Below are 16,936 nucleotides of genomic sequence, written 5' to 3'. Positions count from 1 at the left end.
ACTCGCGGTGCCGCGTGCGCGCGTTCCATCGCGCGCCCACCACCGAGCAGGAGGCTAACAACGCGGACGTCGCGCTCAGCATGCACCTGTCCCTCGAGCGCGACGGCGCCGTCGAGCCGCTCTTCGACGGCTACGGCATCCTGTTCGCGCGAGCCGCCGAGGAGCCGGGACCCCGGGGCACCGACGAGGCGATCCTCAGGTCGCTCGTGGACCCGCACCTGTTCCACCTCGCCGACGGCGGATTCGGGGTGGTGGCGACGCGCGTCGCCCGCGGGGGAGAGCCGGACGGCACCGAGATGTCGAGCGTCCTGGTGGTGGCGTCGGGCGACCTGCTCAGCTACCGCGAGCTCGGCATGCTCGACCTGGGCGTGACGGACGGGGTGCGCTCACCCGCCGCGGTGTACGACGGCGATCGCGGCACGTACCTGGTCTCGTGGACCTCGGACGGCGGCGAGCGTCGGCATGCGGAGGTCGCCGACCTGGGTGACTCCTCGACCGTGGGGCCCGTGACGCCAGGTGGCGTCCTGGTCGCGGGCGTCGGCGCAGCCGAAGCCGGGACCGATCCCGCGGGTAGCGTGCTACCGATCCCGACCGGTGTGGAGCGCGCGCTCCGAGTGCGGTTCGGCCCCATCGTCAACACCGGCGCGAACCCGCCGGCGCCCGTGGAGGTCACGGTGGGCGCGCCGCTGTCCACGGCAGATCTGCCGGGCCGCCTGGTTCTGACCTACAGCGACGGTTCCACCGGCGGCTTGCCGGTCGCGTGGGATGAGGCGGCCGTCGCGACGGTCGACACCTCGCGACCGGGCGAGCACGTCATCACGGGAAGAGTGATCCAGGCGGTCTACCCCACACCGTTCGCGGACGAGCGGGCGGACCCGTCCGTGTACCCGTTCGAGCTCGACGGCGAGCCGCGATTCCTCATGGTGGCCACCAAGGACCTGCACATGGATCCCGTGAGCAACGCGGGAGAGCCCGTGGGCCTGCCGATCCGCATGGCCGCGCGGATCGAGGACCTCTCCGACGAGGCGCTCGAGGCCGGGCGGGTCGAGGAGGTCGACCTGCTGGTCCATGGGTCGCTCGACGCCCACGGGCGGCCGATGACCGGATGCTTCTGGGCGCCGGAGATCCACCTCATCGACGGCACGCTGTCGATCCTCGTGATGCCCAGCTACGGCGAGCCCACGGACATGTGGACGGGCCGCGCCAGCATCATGCAGCTGCGCCGCGACGCCGCCGGCCGCCACCTGGACCCCACGGTGCCCGGACACTGGAGCGCGCCGCGCCACGTGCTCCGAGCCGACGGCTCGCCGCTCAACCCCATCGAGGGCATCTCCCTCGACATGACCCATATCGAGGACTCGGGGATTCACTATTACGCCTGGCAGATGCTGGGTTCCGTGTTCATCGCCACCATGGACCCGGCGGACCCCGCGCGGCTCACGAGCGAGCCCGTGCGCATCGTCGCGCCGCTGTACGCCTGGGACAACGTGATTGCGGAAGGGCCCAACGTGGTGAGCCGCGACGGGCGCCTGCTGCTGCTGTACTCGGGGTCATCGGTGGGCGACACGTACACCACCGGCCTGGCGACGGCACCCGCTGGCGTGGCCGCGGATCTCACGGATCCCGCGACCTGGACGCGGCTGGGTCACCCGATCCAGAAGTCGGGGCCGTACAACGGGGAGATGCAGCTGGGGACCGGCCACGGAATGTGGTCGGAGGACGAGCACGGCAGCCCGCTGTACGTCTTCCACGCGCGCACGGACCACAAGGGGCTCACGGGTCGAGACATGTTCGTGCGCCGGGTGCACTTCGCGGTGGACGGGATGCCGGTGCTCGACATGGAGACCGAGGAGGAGCTGCTGCCCGAGTTGCGGGACGTCTCGGTGACCGTGCGGGTGGTGGCCGCGCCGTGAGCGCGGGCGGGGGATCGCCGGCGTCCGGATCCCCGGGCGACACGCCGTACGGCTACCTCATGGTGCACTTCGTCGAGGACCCTGAGGGCTATCGCGAGAAGGTGCATCTGACTCTGTCGCGGGGCGATGATCCCCAGCTCTGGGACCGGCTCAACGGTGGCGAACCGGTGCTTGCCTCCCACCTGTCGACCACCGGCGTGCGGGATCCCCACCTGACGCGCGACCCGAGGACGGGCACGTACTTCCTGCTCGCGACGGATCTCCGGGTGTTCGGAGGCGATGAGGCAGGTTGGGCCGCGTGGACCGACGGCTACTCGACGCGGATGAACGTGTGGCGGTCGCAGGACCTGATCTCATGGAGCCCGCTGCGCCAGTTCGACGTCGCCCTGGGCGCGGACGGCGGCCCTGCGCCCGGCGTCCCGGACCTCGACATGATGTGGGCTCCCGAGTCCATCTACGTCGGGGACCTCTTCGGCGCCGGCGAGGGTGGGTTCGTGGTCTACTTCTCCGCCGGAATCGGCGGCGGGCACCACCGCATCGTCTGGGGGACCACCACGGACTTCACACAGGAGACGTGGGTCTACGGGGGCGTCCTGATCGACTCGGGGGACCACGTCATCGACTGCTCGATGATCCAGGTCGCCCCGTACACCTACCGCGTCAGCAAGGACAACGGTGCGAGCCGCCGCGGCATCGTCATGGAGCGCACCGACGCGACGCGCTGGTGGGGGCCCGAGGCGGCGTGGACGCCCGTGCAGGACCGCCTGGGCGACGGCTACGCGGCGGGCCACGGCGTCGAGGGCCCGACGATGTTCAAGGAGCATGGCGTCGACCGCTGGTATCTGTACGTGGACGTGATCCCGGACGCGGGTTATCGCCCCCTGGTCGCGACCGATCTCGACGCGGCCGAGCCGTGGGCACCGCTCGACAGCGCCCGCTTCTCGCTGCCGGCCGCCACCAAGCACGGCGGCGTCGTCCCGCTCACGCGCTCCCAGCATGATGCGCTGCGCCGGGCCGATGCTGCGGCCGCGGTAGACGCCGATCTCGGGGTGTTCCGCGCGTCCGCCGGAGCGACGCTCGCGCAGCTGGTTGCCGCGCTGCCCGAGCGGGCCGAGGCGGTGCTGCACGGCGGGGGCACGGCGCGGTTCCCGGTCGCGTGGGACCTGGCCGCGATCGACACCGCGTCGCCGGGCGAGACGCGGGTGAACGGGACCCTGACCGGCACGGTCGGCGGGAACCCGAATGCGTGGGCGGGCGACCATGGCTCGACCGCCTGGGATGCGCCCGGCAAGACACCGTTCAGCGCGACGGCGATCCGGGTCACTGCGCGCGTCGTGGTGGGGTGAGGTCAGACCCGGCGGCTCCGGGGCGTGAGCCTGACGTCGGGCATCGGCGGCGCGGGGATCCGCACGCCGCCGTGCCCAGGAACCTCGCCGAAGCGCGCGGAGCGGCCGTTCCAGTCGTGCCACGCGGCCACGATCTCATCGTGATCCCGCGCCACGAAGTTCCACCACATCACCAGCCGCTCGGCGAGAGGTTCGCCTCCCAGCACCACCACGGTGGCGCCGGACGGGGACCCGACCGCGACGGATTCGCGACCGGTGCCCAGGTACAGCACACCGCCGTCATCGGGCATGGCGAGCGCCCCCGACGCGTCGGCGACGGTCGCGGTCCCGTCGACCACGAGGACCCCGTGCTCCCAGGCGGGCTCGAGCGGCAGGGGCAGAGTGGCACCCGCGGGCACCGTGATCTGCGCGCCCACGATCGGCGTGTGCGCGGTCGCGGGAGAGGTCACGCCGGCGAGCGTGCCGAGGATGACCGTGGCGGTGCCCGCGCCGCCGCGTCCCGCGAGCTCCACGGTGGGCAGCGTCCGGTGGGTCTCGAAGGAGGGATCCACGTGGCGCGCGTGGTCGGGCAGCGCGACCCACAGTTGGAGGGCGTCGAGCTCCGTGGGTGAGTCGCCCATCGAATATTCGGAGTGCGCGATCCCGGCCCCCGCCGTCATGAGGTTCAGCTCCCCGGGCCGCAGCACCACGTCGGATCCGAGGGTGTCGCGGTGGCGGATCTCGCCCTCGAGGGGCCACGTGACCGTCTGGAGGCCGATGTGGGGATGGGGCTCGACGCGCATGGTCGCGCGCTGAGGCCCGAACCGGTCGAGGAAGCACCAGGCCCCGATGGTGGGCAGCGCGCGATGGGGGAGCGCGCGTCGCACCTGCATGGCCCTCAGGCCGCCCAGGGGGACGTCGCGCGCCTCGAGCCTGAGCGCCACGGGGCCCGGCGCCTCGCCGTGCGAAGTCATGCGCGCTGCGGCCGCTCCACCACGGCCCCGGGCACGTCGTGGGACCTGAGGTAACGCGCGATGTAGGGGCATAGCGGGACGATGCGCAGGTTCTGGGCGACGGCATCGGCCAGAGCGTCGCCGGCGAGCAGCGCGGCGAGGCCGCGCCCCCGGTAGGACTCGTCGAGCTCGGTGTGGGTGAAGGTGGCGAGATCGTCCTCGATGGTGAACTCCGCGATCCCGGCCAGCTCGCCGTCGACGCGCAGTTCGTAGCGGCCCTCGGCGTCGTTCCGCGTCACCGATTCCGTCACACCTGCCTCCGCGGGTCGAACGGGTCCTCGTCCGAGTCGCGCAGCGAGCCGCCCGTCGCGAGGCGCATCAGATCCGAGTCGAGCTCGATCCCCAGCTCCGTCCCGCCGGCTGATCCGTAGCTGTGCTGGTAGGCGCCCCAGGACTCGTCCTTCACGGCTCGGGCGAAGCCGGATTCCATGAGCAGCACGAGTTCCTTGGCGGCGCGGTCGATGCGCGCCCCGAGCGCCTTGTCCGTCCAGTCCTCGGTCGCCGCGAACAGACTGGTGGGCACGGGCAGGGTCCGCAGGTACGCGAACAGTGCCCGCAACTCCTCATCGACCACGAGCGCGTGCCGGGCGGTGCCGGCGGTCGCGGCAAGGATCACCGGCTTGCCGATGAGCAGGTCGTTGTCCAGCACCTGGAAGAAGGACGTGAAGAGCCCGGAGGCGCCCGCCTTGTAGACGGGCGTGGCGACCACGAGTGCGTCGGCGCCCACCAGGGCGTCGACGGCCCTCGTGAACTTGGGGCCGAGCAGCTGGTTGGACATCGCGGTCGGCAGCTCCGGCAGCAGCTCGCGTAGGTCGACCGTGGTGACGGTGACCGCGTGTCCGCGCTGGAGAGCGAGCGCACTGACCCGTTGCGTGGCTCGATCGGCGAGCAGGCGGGTCGAGGAGGGCTCGGAGACGCCGGCGCTCACCACCACGAGGCGGAAGTCGGTCATGTCGGCTCCTTGTCCGCGAGCTTGCGGGAGAGTGTCTCGAGAAGCGCCAACTCCTGGTCGGAGAGGGCGGTGGTGAGGGCCGCGGCCACCGCGGCGCCGTGCGCCCGGCCGATGCGCCGCTGCAGGTCGCGCCCCTCGGAGGTGAGGGAGAGGTGGGCGGCCCGCGCGTCTGACGGATCGACGCATCGTCCCACCAGCCCGCGCTCGACCAGGCGATCGACCAGCCGGGACAGCGCAGGCTGGCTCAGCAGCACGTGCCTGCCCAGTTCGGAGAGGCGCTGGGGCGAGTCGCACTTCGACAGCGTGTAGAGCACGTCGTACTCCCGCATCGAGACGCCGTGCCACACGTCCTCCTCGGCGAACCGGCGCATCAGCGCCGAGTGCGCCCCCAGGGCCGCCTCCCACGCGTCGTTCGCGAGGCGGGTGCGGCCGCGAGAGGACGCGCCAGAGGACGCGTCCACCGAGGCGCCGGGCGAGGCGACGGGAGAAGTGTCGGTGGTCATGGCGCCGCTCACAGGCTCGGGTAGGCGGCGACGGCGGTCTCCGAGTCCTGGTACGGCGAGCCTCCGGTCACGTTGTCCCCGCGGTTGGCGTTGGGGCGCGGCTGACGCGGCTCGGCGTCGCCGTACTTCGCCGTCACCAGGGCGGCGTGGGTGGGGGCCTCGGCCGCCTCCGGGTCGCGACGGGCCGCGAGCTCAGCGCGCAGCACCGGGACCACGTGCTCGCCGAGCAGATCCAGCTGCTCGAGCACGGTCTTGAGTGGTAGTCCCGCGTGGTCGACAAGGAACAGCTGGCGCTGGTAGTCCCCGAACGCGTCGCGGAACGTCAGGGTCTTGTCGATGACCTCTTGCGGCGAGCCCACGCTCAGCGGCGTCATCTCCTCGAAGTCCTCCATCGTGGGGCCGTGCCCGTACACCGGCGCCTCGTTGAAGTAGGGGCGGAAGCGGTCGTGCGCGTCCTGCGAGTTCTTGGCGAGGAAGGCCTGGCCACCGAGCCCCACGATGGCCTGCTTCTGCGTGCCATGGCCGTAGTGCTCGAAGCGCTGGCGGTAGAAGCGGATGAGGCGCTGGTAGTGCTCCTTGGGCCAGAAGATGTTGTTCGCGAAGTACCCGTTGCCGTAATACGCTGCCTGCTCCGCGATCTCCGGCGTGCGGATCGACCCGTGCCACACGAAGGGCGGCACGTCGTCCAGCGGGCGCGGGGTGGACGTGAAGCCCTGCAGAGGGGTCCGGAACTGACCCTCCCAGTCGACCACGTCCTCGCGCCACAGCCGGTGCAGCAGGTTGTAGTTCTCGAGCGCGAGCGGCAGGCCCTGGCGGATGTCCTGGCCGAACCACGGATAGACCGGCGCGGTGTTGCCGCGGCCCAGCATGAGGTCCATGCGGCCCTTCACCAGGTGCTGGAGCATCGCGTACTCCTCGGCGAGACGCACGGGATCGTTGGTGGTGACGAGCGTGGTCGACGTGGTGAGGACCAGGCGCTCGGTGAGGGCGCCGATGTGCGCGAGCAGGGTGGTGGGCGAGGAGGAGACGAACGGCGGGTTGTGGTGCTCGCCGATCGCGAACACGTCCAGGCCCACCTCCTCGGCGTGGACCGCGATCTTGACGATCGCGTCGATGCGCTCCGCCTCGGACGGCGTGACGCCGCTGACCGGGTCGCGGGTGATGTCCGAGACGGACATGATGCCGAACTGCATGGTGTGCCTCCTGGCGGGCGGTGGGCGTCGACGGGCCGCGGTGCGGCTGCTCTTAGCCCAATTATATGCGTTTGCATCTAAAAGCGCGAACGCTGCCGATCTATTCCGCGCGTCGTCATGGCCGCCGTCGTGGTTGGCTGGGAAACGGAGGGAAGGAGCGCACATGCGCCTCACCAAGCACGCCCACTCCTGCGTGGAGATCGCGGACGGCGACGACCGGGTGTTGATCGACCCGGGCGTGTTCACGCCGAACGCCGCCGAGCTGATCGACGCCGCGGCGACCATCCTCATCACGCACGAGCATCCCGACCACGTGCACGCGGAGGCGGTGCGAGCGGCGCTCGAGGAGCGCCCCGGACTGCGCGTGATCGGCCCGGAGGCGGTGGTGGGGCCCTGGCGCCCGGACTTCCACGCGCAGGTGCACGCCGTCGCGGAGGGCGATATCTTCACGGCCGGGGCGCTTGAGGTGCGCGTCTTCGGGCGCGATCACGCGGTCATTCATCGCGACCTGCCCACGTTCGCGAACGTGGGCTACCTGGTGGGTGGCCGCGTCTACCACCCGGGCGACTCGTATGCACCGCCACCGACGGATGTCGAGGTGCTGCTGGTGCCGGTGAGCGGTCCGTGGACCAAGGTCGCCGACGCCGTGGAACTGGTGCGCGCCGTCGCCCCGGCACGGCTCCTTCAGATCCACGAGGCGATGCTGTCCGAGATAGGGCTGCGCTCCGTCGGGAGGTTCCTCAGCCCCGAGGGGCTGATCGACGTGGCGCTCGAGCAGCTCGACGCGGGGGAGACGGTCGAGCTGTAGGCGGCCGAGCTCAGTGGGAGGCGGACGTCGCCGCGCCCCGTGGGGCCAGCACGCGCGCGAGGAGCAGCACCATCACGGCCGAGATGGGCATCAGCATCAGGCCGATGCGGATCGACGAGGCGTCCGCGATCAGGCCGACGATGGGCGGCGACAGCAGGAATCCCGCGCGGTAGAGCCAGCCGATCAGGGTGAGGGCGGTGCCGTGCCGGAAGCCCGGGAGCTCGTCTGCGACCGCCATCGCCGAGGGGATCAGCGTCGCGACGCCGAAGCCCGCGCACCCGAAGCCGATGATGGTGCCCCAGACGGTGGGGAGCGCCAGCGCCGTCGCCATGCCCACGAGTCCGATGACGGCGCCCAGCCGTGCGACCCCGCGCTGTCCGAATCGGTCGACCATGCGGTCGCCGGTGATGCGGCCGATGAACTGCATCCCCTGGAGCGCCACAAACCCGAGGGCCGCGATGGTGGCTCCCGTTCCCAGGTCGTCACGGAGGTAGCTCGCCGCCCAGGTGGCGCCCGCGTCCTCGACCCAGGTGCCGGCAGTGCCGATGGCTCCGAGGGCGAGCAGCACCAGCCAGGTGCGCGTCGAGACGGAGCGCGGCCGGGGGGAACGGGTGGCTGCGCCCGTGGGAGCGTCGCCGGGGGCGGCCGGGGCACTCTGCTCGCTGGTGGCAACATCGGCGCGCGAGTCGGCCCCGGGCAGCAGCAGGCGATAGCCGGCGAGCACGATCACCGCGACCATCACCCCGACTCCCGCGAGGTGCGCGCGCAGGTCGATGCCGAGGCCGGCGGCCGCGCCTCCCATCAGCCCGCCCACCACCGCGCCCATCGACCACACGCCGTGCATCGCGTTGAGGATGGACCTGCCGTAGTGCCGCTGCACGCGCAGGCCGTGCGAGTTCTGGGCCACGTCCGCGATCGAGTCGAGCGCGCCCGCGAGGAACAGCGCGCCCGCGAACAGCAGCCCGCTGGGCGCGATGCCGGCGAGCATCACCGATCCCGCAAGCGCCACCATGCCCCAGGTCGCGACGGTGCCCGAGGTGAAGCGACGGATCAACGGCCCGGCGATGAGGCCGAGCACCAGTGCGCCCACGGGCGCCATCGCGATCGCCAGACCGAACTGCGTGTAGCTCAGCCCCAGCTCGACCCGGATCTCCGGCAGGCGGGGGACCAGATTCGCGTACGCGATGGCGTTGGTGAAGAACAGCAGCGTCACGCCCAGGCGGGCGCGGCGCAGGCGCGCGGGGACGGCAGCGCGCGGGGTGGGAGCGGTCACCGGTCGATCCTACGGGTGGGCGGTGGGAACGTCGGGGGTCCGCCGCGTCGCCATCGCGCCCGCCAGGAGGATCACGAGCACGCCGAACGCAGGCACCAGGAGGAGCCCCACGCGCAGGCTGGTCTGGTCGGCGATCCAGCCCACCACCGGCGGGGATGCGAGGAACGCCACGCGCAGCAGCCACGACAGGATGGTGAGGCCCGTGCCCGCCCGCAGCCCGGGCAGCTCGTCCGCCGCGTGCATCGCGCCCGGGATCAGGGTCGCGACTCCGAAACCGGCCGCCCCGAATCCCGCGATCGTGGCCCACGGCGACGGGAAGGCCAGCGCGAGCCCCATGCCGACTGCGACCAGGGCGCCGCCCCACCGGGCGATGGTGCGCTGCCCCCAGCGGTCGACCATCCCGTCTCCGAGCAGTCTCCCGACGAACTGGCAGCACTGCATGGCGACGAACGCGCCGGCGGCGAGGGTCGCGCCGGCGAGCAATTCGTCGCGCATGTAGCTCGCGGACCACGTCGACGCGGCGTCCTCCGCCCAGCCGGCCGCGATCGCTATCGCCGTCAGCGCGCCCAGCACGGCCCACGTGCGCGACGGCACGTGGCGCAGCGGCAGATGCTGCGGGTGCGGCATGGCGGCCTCGTCAGCGCCCTCCTCGCCGGTGTGCCGCGGTTCGGGGCCCGCGAGCAGCATCGGGTACGCGATCGAGTTGGCGGCCACTACCAGCACCAGCCCGAGGAGGAACTGCCACGGCACCGCGACGCCGAGGCCTGCCGCGAGGCCGCCGAGGAGCCCGCCCGTGACGGCGCCGATCGACCACAGCGCGTGGAACGAGTTGAGGATGGAGCGCTTGGAGAGGCGCTGCACGCGCAGGCCGTGCGCGTTCTGGGCGACATCGACCCACGAGTCCGTGACGCCCACCACGAACAGTGCGGCGCCGAACGCCCACACGTTGTGGGCCAGGCTCGCGGCGAGCATCGCGGCAGCCGACGCGACCATCGTCACGGTCGCCACGCGCGACGACCGGAAGCGACGGATGAGGGCCGCCGCGAACAGGCCGAGCGCGAGGGCACCCACGGACCACATCGCCATCCCGATGCCGAGGGTGCCGTAGGAGACGCCCAGCTGGTCGCGAATCTCCGGGACGCGCGGCGCGAATCCGCCCAGCACGATGCCGTTGGTGAAGAAGATCATCGATACGCCCACGCGAGCGCGCCGCAGGTGGCTGGGGATCGGGGCGCGAACGCGACGGTCCGTCATGCGGTCACGCTATCGACAGCTCCGCGACCAGCAGTTGGTCGAGGCGCGACGACGGGCCCACGAGCACCTCGAAGTCGCCCGGCTCGACCACCCGACTGCCCGCGGCGGTCACGATGCTGCACTCGGCGACCGGGATGCGCACGGTGGCGTCGACGGACGCTCCGGGCTTCACGTTCACCTGAGTGACGGCCTTGAGCTCGCGGTCCGCCCAGGTGGCCGATGTGTGGACGTCGCGGACGTACGCCTGGACGGTCTCGAGCGCGGGCCGGGTGCCCGTGTTGGTGACCGTCACCGTCGCCTCGACGGAGTCCTCGAGGCCGAGCTGGTCTGCGGCCAGCCGGAGGTTCGAGTACTCGACCGTGGTGTACGACAGGCCCTCCCCGAACGCCCAGCGCGGCTGCTGAGTGAGGTCGGCGTAGCGGTAGCCGTGCTGGGCCGCGATCTGGTTGTAGAACAGCGGCTGCTGGCCCGCGTGGCGGGGCCAGGACAGCGGCAGACGGCCGGCAGGCTCGATGGCACCGAAGATGAGCTCCGCCACGGCCATCCCGCCCTCCATGCCCGGATTCGCGGCCCAGATCACGGCAGCCGCGCGATCCGCGGACGGCGGCAGCACGTGCGGCTTCGAGGCCAGCACCACGAGCACCACGGGCACGCCCGTCGCGACGAGCGCGTCGATGAGCGCGACCTGGCCGCCCAGCAGTTCGAGGGTGGCGGTCGACTTCCCCTCGCCCACGAGCTCGATGCGGTCGCCCACCACGGCGACCACCGCATCGGCCTCACGCGCGGCCTCGACGGCGTCGGCGATCATCGCCGGGTCCGGCTCCACGGGCATCGCGATGTGGGGGCGGGGCTGGCCGTCGGAGAAGTGCGTGCCCTTGGGGTCGGGGCCGGTGGTGATGATCTCCGCGCCGCGGGCGTGCACCACCTCGCAGCCGGCGGGCGCAGCGGCGCGCAGGCCGTCGAGGACGGTGGTGATCTGCTCGCGCGGGTGGCCCTCCATGAGCCAGTCGGCCTGCCCGGAGGAGCCCGCCCAGTCGCCCAGGGTCCACGCGGCATCGTCCGCGTTGGGGCCCACCACGGCGATCCGGCGCGGTGCTCGGGTGCGGCCGAGCGGGAGGGTGCCGTCGTTCTCGAGCAGCACCAGCGAGCGCCGGGCCGCCTCGAGGTTGAGCGCAGTGTGCGGCGCCGAGGCGATCACCTCGTGCTGGCGGTCGACATCGGCCGCGCGGCGGTCCTCGAACAACCCCATCTCGACCTTGAGGGTGAGGATGCGCGCCACGGCCTCGTCGATCCGCGACTCCTCGAGGAGTCCCTGGGTGACCGCGTCCTGGGCGCCCCGAAAGAAGGCGGGCGTGGTCATGATCATGTCGTTGCCGGCGTTGACCGCGGCGGCCGCCGCCTGGGCGTAGTCGGGGAACAGGCGCTGCTCGCGCACCAGGTTGCCCACGTTGTCCCAGTCGGTGATGAGCTTGCCGGTGTAGCCCCACTCGCCGCGCAGGACGTCGTTGAGCAGCCACTCGTTGACGGTGATGGGCACGCCGTCGATCGCCTGGTACCCCAGCATGAAGGTGCGGCAGCCCTCGCGGGCCACCCGCTCGAACGGGGGCAGGAACCACGAGCGGAGCTTGCGTCGGGACACGTCGGCCTCGGAGGCGTCCCGGCCGCCCTGCGTCTCGGAGTAGGCGGCGAAGTGCTTGGCGGTGGCGAGGATCGAGGTGCGATCGCCCAGCCCGTCGCCCTGGTACCCGGCGATCATCGCGGAGGCGAGCTCGCCGATCAGCCATGGGTCCTCGCCGAACGTCTCCGAGACCCGGCCCCACCGCAGGTCGCGGGAGATGCACAGCACGGGGGAGAAGGTCCAGTGGATCCCGGTGGTGGACACCTCGAGCGCGGTCGCGCGGCCGATGCGGCGCACCAGCGCGGCGTCGAAGGTCGCCGCCATGCCCAGCTGGGTGGGGAAGATGGTGGCGCCCTTGAAGAACGAGTGGCCGTGGATGCAGTCCTCCCCGATGAGCAGGGGGATGCGCAGGCGGGTCCGCTCGACCAGCGCATGCGCCTGTTCGAGCCGCTCCGGCGACGCGTGAAGGATCGACCCCACCTGGAGCTCCTCGATGAGGTGCGGCACACCGTCGTAGGTGTGCATCTGCATCATCTGGCCCACCTTCTCGGGCAGCGTCATGCGGCCCAGGAGGTCGGCCACCCGGGAGGCGGTGGGGAGGGTCGGGTCGAGGTAGGCGGGCGAGGTCACGCGGGGTCCTTTCGCGCTGCGGCGGGCGTTGTGTGAGATGATTTCTACCACATGGTAAGACAAGAGTCGAAACGTTGCGAGTCGGAGTCGATCACGGCGACACAGCGACTCAGCGACACAGCGACACGGAGGGATGGGCGATGGCCGAGCGGGAACTGTCCGGACGCGGCGAGCAGACACGCGAGCTCATCCTCGCCACCGCCATGGCCGCATTCGCCGAGTCGGGCTACGCGGCCGCGTCACTGCGCGATATCGCGGCGCGTTGCACGCTCACCCACCCCGCGCTGATCTATCACTTCCCCACCAAGGCCGCGCTGCTCATGGCGGTGCTCGAGCGGCGCGACGACCGCGACGGCGTGGAGGTCGATTTCCACCGGCTGCGTGGTGAGCGGCTGCTGCGCCACCTGGTCGACACCGCAAGCATCAATGCGACACGGCGCGGCATCGTCGAGCTGTACGCGACCCTGTCGGCGGAGGCGACCACACCGTCGCACCCGGCCCACGACTTCTTCGTGCGCCGGTATGCGAGCCTGCGCGCGACGGTCGAGAGGGCATATCGCGACCTCGCGCTGGCCGGGCGGCTGCGAGACGAGATCGACCCGGCGCTCGCGGCCCAGCAGCTCGTCGCACTGATGGACGGCCTCCAGGTGCAGTGGCTGCTCGACCCTGCGGTCGACATGGCGGCGGCGATCGACGCGCACGTCGCGGCACAGCTCGCCTGACCGAGCCCATGCCAGCGCCCAGGACCCGCATGATCCGACACTCCGCACGGACCTGGAACCGGCACGCCGGTCTGAACCCCCGCATCGGCCCGAATCACCTGCGTGTCGGATCTGAAACCGTGCGCACTGTCAAAGCTGAAGGGCCATGGCCGGGGCCGGGGGCGGGGCGGGGGTTGGACGGCACGGGTGGGACTGAGGTCCCGAGTTCTTGAGAACGCGTCGCAATAGCGTCGACGTAGGCGCTATCCCCAGCGCCCAGGGCTCGAGAGGCCCGCTACAAAGGAGTAGACCAATGGCAAACACGGCAATGACCACGGAGGGGTCGGTCAAGACCGGCAGCTCCCTTGGCTGGGCGTTCCTCAGCCTCACGCGCATCAGCATCGGCTTCGTGTTCCTCTGGGCATTCTTCGACAAGCTTCTGGGTCTCGGATACGCCACGTGCCGAGACGCCGAGACCGGGACGGTCGACTTCATGTGCGACAGCGCATGGCTCCAGGGCGGCCACGTCACCGAGGGCTACCTCAAGTCCGCCGCGGGCGAGTTCGGCGGCGAGCCCGCCGGCGTCTACGGCGAGATGTTCAAGGGCTGGGGTGACTTCGCCATCGGCAGCTTCCGTCCGCTCGACTGGGTGTTCATGCTCGCCCTCGCCGGCGTGGGCTTCGCGTTCATGCTCGGCATCGGCACCAAGGTGGGCGCCTGGTCCGCGGTGGGCCTGCTGCTCATGATGTACGTCGCGCACTTCGACAACACCAACAACCCGATCATCGACGACCACATCGTCTACGCACTCGCGTCGGTGGGCATCGTCTACGTGGAGCTGCAGCGGCAGAGCATCGGCCTCGGCCGGTCGTGGCGATCGCTTCCGATCGTCAAGAAGAACAGCTGGCTGGTCTAGCCGCTCGTTCTCACGGGGTCCCGCGCACGCCGCGGGGCCCCGTTTCCGCATTCCAGCGAAGGCGCGCATTTCCAGCGATGACGGTACCGACGGGAGTAGCGTCGTGGGCACGGGCGTCGACGTCACAGGGACACCGTCGTCCGCATTGCAGGGGAGGCAATGATGGCAACGATGGATTCCATGGCGACGGGCGCGACCCGGAGCCGGGCCGGCTGGGTGCTGCTGAGCATCACCCGCATCGCGCTCGGCTTCTACTTCTTCTGGCCGTTCCTCGACAAGCTCATCGGGCTGGGGTTCTCCACGTGCAAGGACGCGGAGACCGGAGACGTGACCGTGATGTGCGAAAGGGCGTGGCTGTCGGGCGGGCACGTGACCGAGGGCTATCTGGGCTCCGCCACGGGCCCATTCGCAGACTTCTACATGGGGCTCGCGGAGCACCGCTGGACGGACTGGGTCTTCATGATCGGGCTGCTCGGGATCGGCCTTGCGCTGATGCTCGGCATCGGCACCAAGGTGGCGGCGTGGACCGCGCCGCTCATGCTGCTCATGATGTACACGTCCCACCTGTGGCCCACCACGAACCCGTTCCTGGACGACCACATCATCATGGCGCTCGCCATCCCCGCCATCGCACTCGTCGAACTCGAGCACCAGTCGATCGGGCTGGGCCGGTGGTGGCGGCGCCTCGTGGGCGAGGACAGCTGGCTGGTCTAGCCGCGGCACCCGGACGATGCGCGGGGCGGGGCCGCGAGGCCTCGCCCCCATCGCCGACACGGTAGGGCGGGGGGCTGCCCAGGCGCCCTCGTGGAACACTGGGGCCGTGATCCTCGCCCCCACCCGACTCCGACGAGCCGCCGCCGCGGTGGCGGCCGCGCTGCTCGCGGGCGTGCTCCTCGCGGCCCCCGCATCGGCGCACACGCAGCTGGTGGCGTCCACCCCGGGTGAGGGTGACACCGTGGCCGAGCTCCCGGAGGTCTCGCTCGAGTTCACCGAGCAGCTGCTCGAGCTCGGGCACGAGCTGGTGCTCGAGGCGCCCGACGGGACCACGACCGCCCTGGAGGTCGCGGAGCCCGTGACCGAGGTGATCACCGCGACCGTGCCCGGGGGCGCCGCGCAGCCCGGTGAGAACGTGCTGCGCTGGCGGGTGGTCGCCGAGGACGGTCACCCGATCGAGGGCATCGTCACCTTCACGTACGCCCCGGTGGCGCCCCCGACGCCGTCCGTGAGCGCCACCCCCGCTCCCTCCGCGACCACGTCGCCCGTCGCCTCTCCGACGCCCTCGGCGACCGCATCGTCCCCCTCGCCGAGCCCCGTAGGGGCCGTGGGCGAGGACGGTGCCGGGGGGTTCCCGCTGGGCTTGATCGTGGGCGGAGGGGCCCTCGTGGCCGCGGCGGCGGCGGTCGCGCTCGCCGCGCGGCGCGGCCCCTGGGATCGATCTCACGGGCCGTCCGGTCAGCACTAGGCGACCATGAACCCCGACGCTCTCAGCACCACCGCACAGGACTACGTCAAGGTGGTCTGGAACGCGGCCGAATGGACCGATGCGCCGGTGACCACCAAGCACCTCGCGGAGCGTCTGGGCGTGTCCGCGCCCACGGTGTCGGAGAACGTCCGCAAGCTGGTGGCGGCCGGCCTGCTGCATCACGAGCCGTACGGCGCGATCACGCTGACGGAGGGGGGGCGCGCCGCGGCCGTCGACATGGTGCGCCGGCACCGCCTCATCGAGACCTTCCTGGTCACCCAGCTGGGGTATGGCTGGGATGAGGTGCACGACGAGGCCGAGGTGCTCGAGCACGCGTGCTCGCCGCGCATGATCGACGCGATCGACCGGCTGCTCGGTCACCCCACGCGCGATCCTCACGGCGACCCGATCCCCAGCGCGGCGGGCGTGGTCGAGGCGGTCAAGGGCACCAATCTGGTCGATGCCGCGCCGGGGGAGTGGGCCGTCGCCCGGCTGTCGGACGCGGACCCCGGCGTGCTGCGGGATCTCGCGGCCCTAGGATTGACCGTGGACGCCTCGATCCGTGTGCACGGCCCCGAGAGTGCCGGCGGGATCCGAGTGGAGACCGACGAGGCGGCCTCCATCGTCGTCCCGCCCACCACCGCGTCAGCGGTGTGGCTCGTCACGCAAGGCCACTGATGACCGCTCTGCCACCGGCCTCCGAGGCCGGCACTCCGCGCTGGCTCCTGCCGCGCACGGCGCACGCCCCGCACCCCGGGCTGGTGCTCGCCGGGTTCGTGGTGGCGGGCTTCGCCATCGGGCTGTCCCAGCAGGGTGCCGCCGGCGTCATCCAGGACCAGGTGCGCTCGTTCGGCACCAGCGTCGACATGATCGGCTACACGATCGTCACCTATGCGCTCGGCGTGGTCATCGGGGCGCCCGTCATCATGGTGGGCCTGGCGGCGTGGAACCGGCGTCGGCTGCTGCTGGTCATGTCGGGTGTCTTCGTGGTCACCTCCGTGCTCACGGTGGTCGCACCTACGGTCGAATCGCTGCTGGTGATCCGGTTCTTCGCCGGGCTGCCCCACGGCGCGCTGCTGGGCACGGCCGCGTATGTGGGCGTGCTCGCCCTGGGGCGGGAGCGGCGCGGCCAGGTGATCGCCACCATCATGTACGGCCTCACCGCGGCCACCGTGATCGGGGTGCCGGGCATGCAGTGGCTCTCCGAGCAGGCCGGGTGGCGGCTGTCCTACGTCGTGGTGACCGTGGTGGGCGCGGCGGGATTCGTGCTGATGTGGGCGTTCGCGCCCTCCATCGCGGGCACGGCGGGCACGGGTTTCCGCACGGAGATGGCCGCGCTGCGCGGGCGCCTGCTGTGGACCGCGATCCTCACCGT

The 16,936-nt window shown here is 71.5% G+C and carries 17 protein-coding genes; 9 read left to right on the top strand and 8 right to left on the bottom strand.

What is annotated here, in order from left to right; all coding sequences use genetic code 11:
- Together Q0L54_RS05770 and Q0L54_RS05765 are read left to right on the top strand one after the other, a co-directional pair.
- On the top strand, nt 1-1,913 hold a 1,913-nt coding region (locus Q0L54_RS05770), incomplete at its 5' end, for a family 43 glycosylhydrolase (protein ID WP_296666162.1).
- Complete coding sequence (locus tag Q0L54_RS05765) at nt 1,910-3,259, top strand: glycoside hydrolase family 43 protein (RefSeq protein WP_296666161.1); 1,350 nt, start codon at nt 1,910-1,912, stop codon at nt 3,257-3,259. The genes Q0L54_RS05770 and Q0L54_RS05765, both read left to right, overlap by 4 nt.
- Before the next feature lie 2 nt (nt 3,260-3,261).
- Here Q0L54_RS05765 and Q0L54_RS05760 read toward each other — a convergent pair whose 3' ends face one another.
- The 5 genes from Q0L54_RS05760 to Q0L54_RS05740 are packed head-to-tail and all read right to left on the bottom strand — an operon-like array spanning nt 3,262 to nt 6,899.
- On the bottom strand, nt 3,262-4,212 hold the full coding sequence (locus tag Q0L54_RS05760) for a pirin family protein (RefSeq protein ID WP_296666159.1): 951 nt from the start codon (nt 4,210-4,212) through the stop codon (nt 3,262-3,264).
- Nucleotides 4,209-4,502 (bottom strand): GNAT family N-acetyltransferase, encoded by a 294-nt coding sequence (locus Q0L54_RS05755; protein WP_296666158.1) that lies wholly within the window; start codon nt 4,500-4,502, stop codon nt 4,209-4,211. Before Q0L54_RS05755 ends, Q0L54_RS05760 begins: the two co-directional genes overlap by 4 nt.
- The gene (locus Q0L54_RS05750; RefSeq protein ID WP_296666157.1) at nt 4,499-5,203 is read right to left on the bottom strand and encodes a CE1759 family FMN reductase; all 705 of its coding nucleotides are present in this window, start codon (nt 5,201-5,203) and stop codon (nt 4,499-4,501) included. The genes Q0L54_RS05755 and Q0L54_RS05750 overlap by 4 nt, the downstream gene beginning before the upstream one ends.
- Entirely contained in the window at nt 5,200-5,706 is a 507-nt protein-coding gene (locus tag Q0L54_RS05745; RefSeq protein ID WP_296666156.1) for a MarR family winged helix-turn-helix transcriptional regulator, read from the bottom strand. Before Q0L54_RS05745 ends, Q0L54_RS05750 begins: the two co-directional genes overlap by 4 nt.
- Before the next feature lie 8 nt (nt 5,707-5,714).
- Entirely contained in the window at nt 5,715-6,899 is a 1,185-nt protein-coding gene (locus tag Q0L54_RS05740; protein ID WP_296666155.1) for an LLM class flavin-dependent oxidoreductase, read from the bottom strand.
- A gap of 163 nt (nt 6,900-7,062) precedes the next feature.
- Here Q0L54_RS05740 and Q0L54_RS05735 point away from each other — a divergent pair, with 163 nt between their 5' ends.
- On the top strand, nt 7,063-7,707 hold the full coding sequence (locus tag Q0L54_RS05735) for an MBL fold metallo-hydrolase (protein ID WP_296666153.1): 645 nt from the start codon (nt 7,063-7,065) through the stop codon (nt 7,705-7,707).
- Between the two features lie 10 nt (nt 7,708-7,717).
- Here the strand turns inward: Q0L54_RS05735 and Q0L54_RS05730 are convergent, their stop codons facing one another.
- The 3 genes from Q0L54_RS05730 to Q0L54_RS05720 are packed head-to-tail and all read right to left on the bottom strand — an operon-like array spanning nt 7,718 to nt 12,482.
- Nucleotides 7,718-8,980, bottom strand: a complete 1,263-nt coding sequence (locus Q0L54_RS05730; protein ID WP_296666151.1) for an MFS transporter — start codon at nt 8,978-8,980, stop codon at nt 7,718-7,720.
- Between the two features lie 9 nt (nt 8,981-8,989).
- Nucleotides 8,990-10,234, bottom strand: coding sequence for an MFS transporter (locus tag Q0L54_RS05725; protein ID WP_296666149.1), 1,245 nt, complete (start codon nt 10,232-10,234; stop codon nt 8,990-8,992).
- A 4-nt stretch (nt 10,235-10,238) separates the two neighbouring features.
- Nucleotides 10,239-12,482, bottom strand: a complete 2,244-nt coding sequence (locus Q0L54_RS05720; protein WP_296666148.1) for a glycoside hydrolase family 3 N-terminal domain-containing protein — start codon at nt 12,480-12,482, stop codon at nt 10,239-10,241.
- Between the two features lie 140 nt (nt 12,483-12,622).
- On the opposite strand from Q0L54_RS05720, the gene Q0L54_RS05715 reads away from it, so the two are divergent.
- The 6 genes from Q0L54_RS05715 to Q0L54_RS05690 all read left to right on the top strand — a co-directional run.
- Nucleotides 12,623-13,204 (top strand): TetR/AcrR family transcriptional regulator, encoded by a 582-nt coding sequence (locus Q0L54_RS05715; protein ID WP_296666147.1) that lies wholly within the window; start codon nt 12,623-12,625, stop codon nt 13,202-13,204.
- A gap of 292 nt (nt 13,205-13,496) precedes the next feature.
- A complete protein-coding gene (locus Q0L54_RS05710) occupies nt 13,497-14,099 on the top strand; it encodes a hypothetical protein (RefSeq protein ID WP_296666146.1) in 603 nt (200 codons plus the stop codon).
- Nucleotides 14,100-14,270: 171 nt separating this feature from the next.
- Complete coding sequence (locus Q0L54_RS05705) at nt 14,271-14,813, top strand: DoxX family protein (RefSeq protein ID WP_296666145.1); 543 nt, start codon at nt 14,271-14,273, stop codon at nt 14,811-14,813.
- A gap of 106 nt (nt 14,814-14,919) precedes the next feature.
- Nucleotides 14,920-15,561 carry a copper resistance CopC family protein gene (locus Q0L54_RS05700; RefSeq protein ID WP_296666143.1) on the top strand — a complete coding sequence of 214 codons (642 nt, stop codon included), beginning with the start codon at nt 14,920-14,922 and terminating at the stop codon, nt 15,559-15,561.
- A gap of 6 nt (nt 15,562-15,567) precedes the next feature.
- A complete protein-coding gene (locus Q0L54_RS05695; protein WP_296666141.1) occupies nt 15,568-16,239 on the top strand; it encodes a metal-dependent transcriptional regulator in 672 nt (223 codons plus the stop codon).
- Nucleotides 16,239-16,936: MFS transporter (locus Q0L54_RS05690; RefSeq protein ID WP_296666139.1), on the top strand; the 698-nt coding region annotated here is incomplete at its 3' end. The genes Q0L54_RS05695 and Q0L54_RS05690, both read left to right, overlap by 1 nt.

Source organism: Demequina sp., assembly GCF_024642165.1.
Taxonomy (GTDB): domain Bacteria; phylum Actinomycetota; class Actinomycetes; order Actinomycetales; family Demequinaceae; genus Demequina.
The sequence above is the reverse complement of the archived record's forward strand: the minus strand, read 5'-3'. Positions and strand labels throughout refer to the sequence as shown.